The organism is Paenibacillus sp. GM2 (assembly GCF_900069005.2).
In the GTDB taxonomy this organism is placed as follows: domain Bacteria; phylum Bacillota; class Bacilli; order Paenibacillales; family Paenibacillaceae; genus Fontibacillus.
Genome location: NZ_LN831279.1, coordinates 764,859 through 776,299, shown reverse-complemented (window position 1 = coordinate 776,299; position 11,441 = coordinate 764,859). Strand labels below are relative to the sequence as shown.

At 48.0% G+C, this 11,441-nt stretch carries 12 protein-coding genes, 1 tRNA gene and 1 pseudogene; 3 read left to right on the top strand and 11 right to left on the bottom strand.

What is annotated here, in order from left to right; translation table 11 throughout:
* Positions 1–97: 97 nt before the first annotated feature.
* Entirely contained in the window at positions 98–982 is an 885-nt protein-coding gene (locus BN1360_RS13360; protein WP_068780352.1) for an AraC family transcriptional regulator, read from the bottom strand.
* Between the two features lie 229 nt (positions 983–1,211).
* Here BN1360_RS13360 and BN1360_RS13355 point away from each other — a divergent pair, with 229 nt between their 5' ends.
* The gene (locus tag BN1360_RS13355) at positions 1,212–1,535 is read left to right on the top strand and encodes a hypothetical protein (RefSeq protein WP_068780351.1); all 324 of its coding nucleotides are present in this window, start codon (positions 1,212–1,214) and stop codon (positions 1,533–1,535) included.
* Between the two features lie 87 nt (positions 1,536–1,622).
* On the opposite strand, the gene BN1360_RS13350 is transcribed toward BN1360_RS13355, so the two are convergent.
* From BN1360_RS13350 to BN1360_RS13335, 4 genes are all read right to left on the bottom strand, one after another.
* Positions 1,623–2,978, bottom strand: a complete 1,356-nt coding sequence (locus BN1360_RS13350; RefSeq protein WP_229521124.1) for a PFL family protein — start codon at positions 2,976–2,978, stop codon at positions 1,623–1,625.
* Positions 2,979–3,084: 106 nt separating this feature from the next.
* Entirely contained in the window at positions 3,085–3,354 is a 270-nt protein-coding gene (locus tag BN1360_RS13345) for an ACT domain-containing protein (protein WP_068780349.1), read from the bottom strand.
* Between the two features lie 232 nt (positions 3,355–3,586).
* The gene (locus tag BN1360_RS13340; protein WP_372776265.1) at positions 3,587–4,111 is read right to left on the bottom strand and encodes a fibronectin type III-like domain-contianing protein; all 525 of its coding nucleotides are present in this window, start codon (positions 4,109–4,111) and stop codon (positions 3,587–3,589) included.
* A gap of 290 nt (positions 4,112–4,401) precedes the next feature.
* Positions 4,402–4,477 (bottom strand) — tRNA-Ala (locus tag BN1360_RS13335).
* A gap of 284 nt (positions 4,478–4,761) precedes the next feature.
* On the opposite strand from BN1360_RS13335, the gene BN1360_RS13330 reads away from it, so the two are divergent.
* Complete coding sequence (locus tag BN1360_RS13330) at positions 4,762–4,998, top strand: hypothetical protein (RefSeq protein WP_068780347.1); 237 nt, start codon at positions 4,762–4,764, stop codon at positions 4,996–4,998.
* Between the two features lie 80 nt (positions 4,999–5,078).
* Here BN1360_RS13330 and BN1360_RS13325 read toward each other — a convergent pair whose 3' ends face one another.
* From BN1360_RS13325 to BN1360_RS13305, 6 genes and pseudogenes are all read right to left on the bottom strand, one after another.
* Positions 5,079–5,654, bottom strand: a complete 576-nt coding sequence (locus tag BN1360_RS13325) for a hydrolase (RefSeq protein WP_068780346.1) — start codon at positions 5,652–5,654, stop codon at positions 5,079–5,081.
* Positions 5,651–6,718, bottom strand: coding sequence for an AbrB family transcriptional regulator (locus tag BN1360_RS13320; RefSeq protein WP_372776276.1), 1,068 nt, complete (start codon positions 6,716–6,718; stop codon positions 5,651–5,653). Before BN1360_RS13320 ends, BN1360_RS13325 begins: the two co-directional genes overlap by 4 nt.
* Positions 6,672–6,770: pseudogene (locus tag BN1360_RS26410) on the bottom strand (hypothetical protein); the annotation flags it as partial. The gene BN1360_RS13320 and the pseudogene BN1360_RS26410, both read right to left, overlap by 47 nt.
* 103 nt (positions 6,771–6,873) lie before the next feature.
* Positions 6,874–7,278 (bottom strand): RrF2 family transcriptional regulator, encoded by a 405-nt coding sequence (locus tag BN1360_RS13315; RefSeq protein WP_068780344.1) that lies wholly within the window; start codon positions 7,276–7,278, stop codon positions 6,874–6,876.
* A 168-nt stretch (positions 7,279–7,446) separates the two neighbouring features.
* On the bottom strand, positions 7,447–8,340 hold the full coding sequence (locus BN1360_RS13310; RefSeq protein ID WP_068780503.1) for a DMT family transporter: 894 nt from the start codon (positions 8,338–8,340) through the stop codon (positions 7,447–7,449).
* A gap of 204 nt (positions 8,341–8,544) precedes the next feature.
* Positions 8,545–9,897 carry a lytic polysaccharide monooxygenase gene (locus BN1360_RS13305; protein ID WP_082790061.1) on the bottom strand — a complete coding sequence of 451 codons (1,353 nt, stop codon included), beginning with the start codon at positions 9,895–9,897 and terminating at the stop codon, positions 8,545–8,547.
* 571 nt (positions 9,898–10,468) lie between these two features.
* On the opposite strand from BN1360_RS13305, the gene BN1360_RS13300 reads away from it, so the two are divergent.
* Entirely contained in the window at positions 10,469–11,416 is a 948-nt protein-coding gene (locus BN1360_RS13300; protein WP_068780343.1) for a radical SAM protein, read from the top strand.
* Positions 11,417–11,441 lie beyond the last annotated feature (25 nt).

The window sequence follows — 11,441 nt, the reverse complement described above, 5'->3', positions numbered from 1 at the left end:
TCCTCTTAAGCATACTAAAAAGGACTGTCGCATTCTTCTGCAATAGTCCTCATTTTTAATACTATCTTACTAAAACATAAACTCATGCGATAAAAGCTTATTCCCCTTCCTCGCCATGCAGCCGTCGCTTCAGCACCGAAGGCGTCGTTCCTGTCTGTCCCAGGAACAGGCGATTGAAGTTGGAAAGGTTGCGGAACCCGCTAGCTTCAGCAATTTCGAGAATGCTAAGATCATCCTGCTCCAGCAAACCCACGGCGTGATCAATCCGCAGTTGCACCAGGTATTTCATCGGCGACGTACCTACGATTTGGCAAAATAGGGCACTGAACCGCGAGGGGCTTAAATGCGCCTCATCCGCCAATTCCTTCAAGGTCCATGGGTGAGCCAATTTCGCTTCCATCACCTGAACAACATGTCTGATCTGTTCCAGATGCTTCACGACCGCCCGGCTCTGTTCGCCTTGTCCGGTATGGATGGAACGATTCATCTCTGTCAGGAAGAGCAGCAGCCAGCCGCGGATCGCCGAGGCATAGGAACGCTTCTTCCCCTCGTACTCCTGATACATTCTCATCACATATTGTCCAAGCTGCTGCGCAGCCGGGTGTTCCTGGGAGATATGATTGGAGAGCGGGTTGCCCATTTGGCGGAAAGGAAGGAGGATATCATGATCGTATTTGTATTCCGAACCGAGAAATACAGGCTCAAACATGATGATCACCATCTCCAGATCGGTCCCTTCATACGCCCGGTGCAGGTCATGAGAATCAATCAGGAATAGATCCCCTTCAATAAAAGGATAATCCTGCCCATTTATGATATAGGTGCCGCTGCCCTTTGTAATCCAGTTGATCTCCAAAGCCCGGTGCCAATGCAGCCGTTGAAATGATGGAGAAACCCCAAGCGAGGTCGAGACGGAAAGCGGCAGACGCGCAGGCAAGACGATCTCATCAGGTTTAATAGAGAGCGAGGATGTCGGTTTCATTGAATATCCCTCCTTTTGAAAGCTTAATAGATTTCTTATACACTCATCCGGTCAAGTAGAACTCTTTACTTGATTGAATCATATCTATCTGTCAAGCACAATAATCCCTGAGTATAATCAGCAATTATTTATTTTTCATATACGCTTGTTCGAACTCTATCAAACTATGAACATATGATATTTTGTCTCCTATTAAAGAGATACTTCTGGACAAGGGGGTGAATATACGATGGGGATTCTACGCTTATTGTTCAATTTACCGGACCGAAAACGCATTCAGATATTGGAAGCTTCACTATCCCTTCTGAGCGTTAGAATCGATCACCTGGAGCAGGCCCTGGCTTTCGCTACCTTCCCGAATCAGGATACTAGAAACCGGTTGAACGATGTCATCGGGCAGTATATGACGATCCGTCTTCATGATACCCTTGTGCGCGGCACTTTGATTGCTGTCGCTGACGACTTGCTAGAGATTGAAGATGACCAGCAGCGGCGCATTCTTATTCCAACCTCCAAAATTATTAGCGTCTCGTACGAGAGTGGAGGATCATGATTCATCAGAGTAAAAAAATAGCAGGACAAGAGCGAAATTTGCTCCTGTCCTGCTTCTTTATATCCGTAAATCGTCTGCTGAACCCGTTTAATTCTTCAAGCTTTGCAGCGGTGCCGGAATTTGACCTCCGCGCTTGATGAACTTGAAGGGTGAGAAGGTATTCACCTTCATCACCGGACCGGTTCCGAACAGTCCGCCGAATTCCAGATCTTCTCCCTCTTTTTTGCCGATCGCCGGGATTACCCGCACTGCCGTCGTCTTCGAGTTGACCATGCCAATCGCCGCTTCGTCGGCAATCAGCGCAGCAATGACTTCACTTGGCGTATCGCCAGGAATTACGATCATATCCAGTCCGACCGAACATACCGCAGTCATCGCCTCCAGCTTCTCCAGACCAAGCGCCCCCTCGCGCACCGCCGAGATCATCCCTGCATCCTCGGACACCGGGATAAATGCGCCCGACAAGCCGCCGACCCGAGAGGAAGCCATAACGCCGCCTTTCTTCACGGCATCGTTCAGCAGCGCCAACGCTGCTGTCGTTCCGTAAGCGCCGCAGGACTCCAGGCCGATCTCTTCAAGAATATGGGCCACCGAATCACCGATCGCCGGCGTCGGAGCCAAGGAGAGATCCACGATGCCAAACGGAACGCCCAGCCGTTCACTTGCCACGGTACCTACAAGCTGACCCATCCGCGTAATCTTGAACGCCGTCTTCTTAATAATCTCGGCGATTTGGGTCAAATCGAAATCGTCGGGTGCATTAGCTACCGCAGCTCGTACAACACCCGGGCCGGATACGCCGACGTTAAGCACGACATCACCCTCGCCGACGCCGTGGAATGCCCCCGCCATGAACGGATTATCATCAACCGCGTTGCAAAACACAACCAGCTTCGCGGCTCCGAAGCAGTCCTGGTCTGCGGTCAGTTCGGCACACTGCCGGACAATATCGCCCATGAGAGCCACCGCATCCATATTAATCCCCGCTTTGGTCGAACCGACATTCACAGAGGAGCATACATGCTCCGTCTCTTTCAGGGCCCGTGGAATAGATTCGATCAGAGCGCGGTCACCCGCTGCAAAGCCCTTCTGTACCAGGGCCGAATATCCGCCGATAAAGTTGACGCCAACGGTCTTCGCCGCACGGTCCAGCGTCTTCGCGTACAGCACCGGATCACCGCCGCTTGCTGCAACCAGAACGGAAATCGGCGTTACCGAGATGCGTTTGTTAATAATCGGAATCCCGTATTCCTTCTCAATATCCTCCCCCGTCTTGACCAGATCGCGGGCCAGTCGTGTTATTTTGGCATACACTTTGTCACAGCTCTTCTCAATATCCGGGTCCGCGCAATCCAGCAGGGAAATTCCCATCGTAATCGTGCGGATATCCAGATGCTGATCCTGGATCATATGAATCGTCTCTAATACTTCTTTCGAGTTTATCATCAGGTACATTCCCTTCAGCCTTGATTAGAATATCGCTAACTGCTAAGTTCCAAGTTCGGATTAGCTCATGTTCAAAAGGTCCGGTTGACTTTTCGAATTTCCTCTAAATGCGGTGCATGGAGTTGAACAGGTCCTCATGCATCAACTGGATGACGAGACCGTGTCGCTCACCTTCAGTGCGCATAATATCCACCAGCTCATGCAATTCGCAATTAATTTGATCAATATCCACCATCATTATCATGGCGAACATATCTTGAAGCACGGTCTGGCTCACTTCAATGACATTCGCATTGTACTTGGCGCACATCGTGCTTACGCGCGCTAGAATTCCTACCGTATCTTTTCCAGTAACCGTAATAACAGCTCTCATCGTCTTCTATCCTTTCGAGTATCAAATTATGTTCTATTGTATATTTAATCATTAATTTCTTACAACCCGGGATTTTACGATATAAAGTTTCTTACACTCTTCTCAAAAACATGTCAACTTGCCAACAACATTGATCATATGCACCACGGCAAAAAAGCTGCCCCTATAACCAGTTTAGTTACAGGAGCAACCTTTATATAATATTAGTAAATTCGGGTTCAATGCTCAGGTATCAATTCCCATTCAGCTTCCTCAGCAAATCTTCCAGATCCCGCTCAGAGAATGCGCCATTGCTGAACCAGATCAATCCACGAACCGGCGCGGCTTTGAGAAGACTTAACGCATATTCAGCATCTCTGCCCTCTGCTAACGGGTTACTATGCAGAAGCTTTGCGAGTAATTCCTTCCCTTTGGGGGCCTCGAGCAAATCCCCTATCGTTGTGTCCCGAGTGTAAGTCCGTTTCCAGACCGAGGTTGAAGTGATATGGACCGATTCCTGGAGCATCACTTCGCGTGACGATTTGCCGACCAGAATCTCAAATCGGCCCGTCTCCACATACCAGTCCTGCAATTCAACATTGTAATATGCAAAGGCTCGTTTATCGAGCTCAAAATGTACCGTTTGACTCTCGCCAGGCTGCAGTGCTACCTTATCGAACCCTTTCAACTCTTTCTCCGGACGTATCACGGAACTCTCCGTATCCCGAACAAAGTTGGGATGGGAAGGATTTCGCGCTGCGGATACCGCTTGATCCATCAGCCAACGAATCAGACCGTTATTATGATACAAAAGAGATTGCCCCGCTGTTTCCATTCGGATATGGCCTAAGCTATACAACCTTTGCTTACTCGGATCTAGTACTTTCCAGCTCGAAGATGCGAGAACCGGCGTGACGCCTAAGCAATTTCGGGATAAAAAGGTCGCCCGGTCTGCCAACTTTCTAAGAGAGACAAAAAAAGAAGATGCCGAATGATCGACATCTTCTTCTGGAATCATATTTATTGGATAAAAAAAGGCGGCACTACCCGCCGCTTGTGTTAGATGTTTGGTGGAGAATAGGGGGCTCGAACCCCTGACCTCTTCGCTGCCAGCGAAGCGCTCTCCCAGCTGAGCTAATTCCCCGCAATAATTGTAAAAGACTATTATAGAATAACAAACAGGGTTTCCTCTGTCAATATTTTCTTTCGAAAAATTGTTCCTCTGTCCCTCTTGCTTCTACTTCCATAAACTATATACTTTGTTTCAATCTGGATAAAGTCATTTGCCCGGTTTTCGGTTTTAGTCCTTTGACCCGATTTATCCTGCCCGATTACGGTTAATCTTCGAAATTCAAACTATTTTTTGATACAATAAAACTTATTTATTATCCATTTAAGATAAAAACTTTGATCGAGGAGGTTATCAGTGTGAATTTAACTCCCCTGCAACAGGAAGTGTTGCTCGTCTTAACCACGGAGTGGCAGACTCCGATACAGCTTGCTGCCCAACTATCAAATGCAAGTGAGGATACTTCTTCGGTAAATCAGCCCCTTAAAGATTTGGCAAGCAAAGGGTTGGTTCAGGTTAATCCCGTTGTAATAGGCATGTATCGCTTAACTTCAGATGGCAGCTCTGTGAAATCCGCTCTACTTGGAGCGCAATAATTTCCCCGGAAATCTTACATTAAAATCACTTACGCGGATATGCATTTTCCATATCCGCGGTGATTTTCTTTACCCACTAATTAATCCCCACGCCCGGCTTCCGCAATAAATTCCTCTGTCGTTCTCAATTTGCCGATTCTTGGGAAAATATATTTACAGCTCAATTGATGTTCTTCCTCGGAAGCAGCGGCCATCGCATCAGTAATCAAGATTTGGTTATACCCATGCTGGTATGCTTCTCTTGCTGTTCCTTCGACACCGATGTTTGTGGATACTCCGCACAGGACAATTGTGTCGACACCCCGGCGACGAAGCTGCAGATCCAGGTCTGTACCAAAAAAGGCTCCCCATTGGCGTTTGGTGACGACATAGTCCTGTCCGCTTACGCCCAATTCAGGAGCAAGTTCTGCCCAATCCGCCGGAATAGGCCTGGCAGGAGCCGGCGGCATATCGGTCGTCGGCTTCAAGGCGTCGCGGCCGTCATGGAACGCCACCTTTACAAATGCGATAAAGCCGCCCTTTTGGCGGAACAGCTCGACCAGTCTCGCCGCCTGATCCACGACCTCTTGGGTACCGTCAAACATCTTCGTGATCCCCTTCTGCAAGTCGATCAGAACCAATGCCGTTTTACTGAAATCAACGTTTAACGCGCTCATACAATCTCTCCTTGTTTAATCGTTTTTTTCTTCTTCTGAATCCGGAACAATAGACGAACTAAAGGCGGTATGGCAAACATAATAAAGAATGTTCTAAATAATTGATATCCGGCAACTATAGCCAAATCTGCACCAATCTCATGAGCTATAATCCCCATCTGGTCCATTCCCCCTGGAGCCAGGCTTAAGAGAGCCGTCGCTCCGGAGACGGATTGAACATAGACAAGCAGCAAGCTGAGGCCCCAGGCTCCAACTACCAGCAAGAGCCCGCAGCCTATGGCGATGGATATGGTTCTGAACTTATGCTCCATGCGGCCCGGTTTCAGCATCAAACCGACATTTACGCCAATTAGCAGCTGTGCGGTGTTAATGATCCAGCCCGGCAGAGCCATACCGGTTATACCGAGCAGCTGCAAGGTGGCTGTTGCAATAACGGGCCCCAGTAATAGCGGAGTCGGCAAATGAATCCTCTTGCCCAAAAATGCTCCCGCAATACAGACAACAGCAAACAAGAGCATAATAAGCGGATTGCTGCTATGGGTCGCTGTCGCTATTGTTGAAGGAATTGCAGCGGTCGTATCCCCATGTCCGTGAGCGAAGAAGGGACTGAACACGAGCAGCGGAATAATGACGATAATCATAATTAGACGAATCACCTGCGTTATCATAACCGCAAGAAGATTAATTCCCTCCGTCTCCTCGGCGAGAGAGATCACTTGAGTAAGCCCCCCGGGAATGCTTCCAAGCAGCGCAGAATTGTAGTCGATGCCTGATAATCTGGAATTTATATAAGCAATACCTGAGCATAACAGCAGCAACAGGACTGTCATGAGCAGCATATAGGGAAGCTGGTGGGACATCTGTCTTAGCGCGGTCAGCGTCATAGACAGACCGATCGTGTAGCCGACGATGACCATGCCTATACTTCTGAACTGCTGTGGCCATTCATAGCGGTCCTCCATGAGATTAGAACCGACTAACACCGCCAGCATCGGACCCAGCAGCCAAGGCACAGGCAGATGCAGCAGCTTGAACAAAATCCCTCCGATTAGCGCTGTGACCAGCGATGCTATAATACGGGCATAACGGCTCCGGCCGACAAGTTTCATCATGCACTCACCTCCATCTCAATTCTTCTAGTCTCTCTATATCAAAAGCATCCAGAACCGGAGGAGAATACTATATGTGCTATTTATAGCACAATTTAGTCCAAAAAAATTTAGTCTAAGAAATCCCCTACCGTATACGTTCCCAGCACCTGGTTCACTTGTGTATTGATATCGGTCATAATTTTCGAGAACGATTCATGCATCTTCTGTCCAAACAGATGGTTCCCGGTCGTATCCAGCATCCGGTCCCATTGCGGCTCCTTCTCATGGAGCGATTTATAGACTTCAGCCAGCGTAATTTGTTCCGGACTGCGCGTTAATTGATAACCTCCGGAACGCCCCTGCCTGGCCTCTACAATACCCTGCTCAGCCAATTGAGCCAAAATTTTGCGTAGTACAGTTGGTTCGCATTGAATCTGTTCGGCGATCTCTGCGCTGGAGCATTGTTCCGAATTGTTTGCAGCAAGTACAATCAGCGCTTGCAACCCGAAGCCAAACCGTTTTAACTGTGCCATTGCTTCCTCCTGCCCTTGCCTGCATCTTAATGTGCATATTCTAGCACAATTTCAAGCCTCAAAGCAATCCCGACTTTTGTGTCAGGTTCTTCCCCCATATAGCCCCGAATGACCGGGAGGGCACTACTGGAATCGGCCACAACCCCAGTAATGTCCAAAGGATAGAGATTATTCGCTTGTCCGCCGAAGCGCACCGGGCCTGATATTAACCAGCAGGATGCTGACGACAATCATGCCTAATCCCGCGACCAGGTTCCAAGTTACATTCTCTCCTAGGAAAATAACACTGCAAATAATGGCTATGACCGGAATCAGGAACGTAAATGCACCAACCTTCCCCGCTTCCCCAGAACCAATTAGTTTAAAGTAAACGAGCCAGCCCAGAGCTATGACGAAGACAGCGATAAAGAGCATTACGCTGATAAAAGGAATGTTCCACGTAATATCGCTCCATTTCTCCAAATAACTGCCCGTTCCGAGCAGCAGCAGTCCTCCCAGCGTTAGTTGCGAGGCCACCATCCAGACCATATCCACCCGTTCTGTCGTTTTCTTCATATACACGGTGCCAAAAGCCCAGCTTAATGCACTGCCCAGTGCAAGCAGTACACCGGTGATCGACGGATGTCCGGCCAATCCGCCGGCGCTGATCTCGAACACACCGAGGAAGCCAAGGAACAGCCCAGCCATTTTCATCCCATACATAGACTCTCCCAGCCAGAACCACGAGAAGACACCAAGCAATACAGGCTGCAGAAATACGATGGCGGAAAATAATCCAGCCGGTAAATATTGCAGCCCGATCGTCTGCAATCCATAGTACAGCACGATGTTCAGCACCGAGGAGAGCAGATACAGCGGCCAATTCCTGCGCAGATTCAGCTTCTTGTAGTTAGGAATAGCTACCAGTATAAGCAGAACACCCCCGATTAAGGTCCGAAGACCGGCGAATAGCAGCGGTGGCGTGTACTCCAGGGCAAATTTGGATAACGGCCAGTTAACCCCCCACATAATTACGAGAAAGATCAGATATGAAATCGTACGAGAGCGCGATAATGACGACATGATGCTCACCCCTTTGATGATAAAATGGCTCTTTATTGAACCATTCCTAAATTCAACTTTTACATCATACAACGGATTATGAACAATTGAAATATTCAATTTTGAATCATTCATTTTTCGGCAACCTAAAAAAAGCTGCCTTCCTTATGAGATTCCTCAAAGGAAGACAGCCCAAAACCCAAAATGCGATATGAATCTATGAAATTAGGCCTTCAGCAGCCAGAGAGCAGGAACGTTGGTAGGCTCCCAACCAACCAATGAAGTATGCGGTTGGCGGCATTCATAGACCGAACCGTTATAGCTTACCAGATCTCCTGTTGCATAAGAGACACCTGCAGCCCACGGCTGAGCGGCAGGTGCTGCTGCTGTAGTTGCCTGAACCGAATTGCTGGCCGCGGATACATTGCCTGCGGCATCTACAGCATATACGGTGAATGTATAAGACGTATTAGCATTCAGACCGGTCACTTTATAATCAGTTGTCGAACCAGAGACGGTAGCAACCAGGTTCGACCCTTGGTATACACGATAGCCTGTAACACCCACATTGTCCGTGGACGCACTCCACATCAGATCTACGCTGGATGCAGTGGGCGTCCCCATTACGTGCAAATTGCCCGGCGCAGTAGGCGCTTCTTTATCGGCTGCAGCCTGACCCGTCTTCACAGTAACGGAGCTGGCGCTCGACTGGTTGCCTGCGGCATCAACCGCCTTCACATTAAACGTATAGGACGTGTTCGCGGTCAATCCAGTTACCGTATAACTCAGCGTCGAAGCAGGCACCGAGCCTACCAGCGTGTTTCCGTTATATACATTATAGCCAGTTACACCGACATTATCGGAGGAGGCTCCCCAGGAGAGCGTTACTGTGTTGGCTGTAACGTTACCAGCTGTGAGAGATGCCGGAGCGGTTGGCGGCTGGCTGTCGCCAGGGTTTGTTCCGCTGAAATTAACATCGATCACGTTATAGAATGCATTAGGCGTATCGGCGATCTCCCAAACAGCGAGGATGACATGATATCCCGAACGTTGCGGAACATTACAAGTGTCGGAATAACTATTCGGTGGCTGTGTGCCATTATAACTCACGGAGCAGAATGGAGTCAGATCGAATGAATCACGTGTGAGCGCCGCATTCGGATTCCAGTTCTCCTTTGTGATATAATACTTCCAACTGGTTGTAGCATGGGCTGCAGTCAGTGTCCAATGGAAAGTGTTTGTTCCGGCAGACATATTTACTTTTGTCCAACGTGTAGCGGATTGCTGGTCCAGTTCAGGGAAGGCGCCATTCGCACTGGCGATTTTCCCGTCGGCTGGGCCGGCTGCCGGAAAGCCTTTTGGAGCTTCAAGACTTTGCGGCTCATACTGAATCGCTCCGCAATTCGTATTTTGTCCTGTCTTACACAGATATCCCCGGCTCGCCGGACCATCGATATAACCGTGGGCAGAAGCCTTGTCTGCAATCAGAAATACAACGATTAGTGTGAGCAGCATAACCCCTAGTGTTGTAAGCGCCTTCATTGTCATAGAGCGAGATAAACGAATTGAACTGATCATTCTAATACCTCCTTTTAAATTGGATAAATCATGACTCGAACCGACATACTGCCTCGCTTGCTAAAAAGAGCTCGATCCCTCCTTTTGCGCATAGTTAATAAATGCCTGCATTCCTGATGCTTGCAACTCGGCTCTTCACAGACACAAAAATTCTATATAAACCCGAAATACGGATTTATATACCCCTTAAACCTACTAAAACCATAAATAGAGAGATGATAGGAATAAAACACGCAAAAAAACCGAAGAAAAGACATTAAATGAAAAAAAAGAGGGAAAAAGAAGACAGTAACGAGTATTAGGTTATAATGTTTTTAATTTTGATGACATGTTTATTATAGCTGATTTCAGGGAAAATGTGTTATTTTTTTGAAAAATAATATATTTGAACTATATTTCTCCATCCGTTATACTTATCTAGCCCTGTCGCAATAGGTTGAAAGATGGGGTTTTCACCCAGTCCCCCCTATTAAAAACCTCATACATATATCCGCTCCATAAGCTATATAATCACTTAGGTTGGTTAGTTATACTAACGACACCAAATCTATCTATTTAGGAGCCGGTAAGAGTGAAATATAAATTCCTTGAATTAGAAAATCCGCACCATTATGATCTGGAAGCCCTTGAGGTTGGCGTCACATCCAACTGCAATTTTAAGTGCAGCTACTGCTGCGCATATAGCCGGGATGACAATCAATGCATTGGCGCCAAGGAGGTTATCTCCATTCTCCGGGATATCCCTACGATTCGTAGAGTGCGACTGTCCGGCGGTGAAGTAACTTTGAAATATCAGGACTGTCTGGACATCGTCACCTATTGCTCGGCACATGGCATCGAGACCCAGCTTAACACCAATGCCAGCCTGCTTAACGCCACGCGTGTGCAGCAATTAGAGGAGGCTGGAGTAACCACGATCCATATCTCCTTCAACTTCACAACTGCCGAAGAGTTCTCTCGCTATTACAAGCTGCATCCAAGCGTATATACGAAAATAAGAGAAAATATCGCTCTGTGCGCTCAAGCTTCCTTCGATACAGTACTGGAGACACTACTGTTTGAAGAGACGACTCACCATCTGACGGAGATAGCGGACCATGTATACGCACTTGGTATTCGTACGCATGAAATCCAGAACAGCATTAGCATGGGTCATAGCGGCTGGTCAGCGATTGCAGCCCGCGAAGATTTGAAGAAGGCGGTTCAGGAGCTTATTGCCCATCGGAGAGAGGACAGCACCATTTATTTTACTTGCATGGACCGCTTCGCTCAGAAGCTCGGCTTTGAGGAACAACCCGGAGTATACTTCTCCAACTGCATTGAAGGAAAGAAGCAACTGCATTTGCACGGCAACGGCGATGTACTGATCTCAGAGCTATGCTACCCGGTGATCATCGGTAATATTTATAAGGGCACCGTACTAAAAGATATTTATAAGAACATGCCGGATCAACTTGCCGACTTCTTGGAAAGACAACCTTGTCCGGCTTTAGAAGCCATTTTCCCTTCACACGGCTAATCTGCACTCCCATAGTCCAATTTCT

Excerpts from the sequence above, each read along its gene's own strand:
- BN1360_RS13360 (WP_068780352.1), bottom strand. The coding sequence starts at position 982 with ATGAAACCGACATCCTCGCTCTCTATTAAACCTGATGAGATCGTCTTG.
- BN1360_RS13355 (WP_068780351.1), top strand. The coding sequence starts at position 1,212 with ATGGGGATTCTACGCTTATTGTTCAATTTACCGGACCGAAAACGCATT.
- BN1360_RS13345 (WP_068780349.1), bottom strand. The coding sequence starts at position 3,354 with ATGAGAGCTGTTATTACGGTTACTGGAAAAGATACGGTAGGAATTCTA.
- BN1360_RS13340 (WP_372776265.1), bottom strand. The coding sequence starts at position 4,111 with ATGGATCAAGCGGTATCCGCAGCGCGAAATCCTTCCCATCCCAACTTT.
- BN1360_RS13325 (WP_068780346.1), bottom strand. The coding sequence starts at position 5,654 with ATGAGCGCGTTAAACGTTGATTTCAGTAAAACGGCATTGGTTCTGATC.
- BN1360_RS13315 (WP_068780344.1), bottom strand. The coding sequence starts at position 7,278 with ATGGCACAGTTAAAACGGTTTGGCTTCGGGTTGCAAGCGCTGATTGTA.
- BN1360_RS13310 (WP_068780503.1), bottom strand. The coding sequence starts at position 8,340 with ATGTCGTCATTATCGCGCTCTCGTACGATTTCATATCTGATCTTTCTC.
- BN1360_RS13305 (WP_082790061.1), bottom strand. The coding sequence starts at position 9,897 with ATGATCAGTTCAATTCGTTTATCTCGCTCTATGACAATGAAGGCGCTT.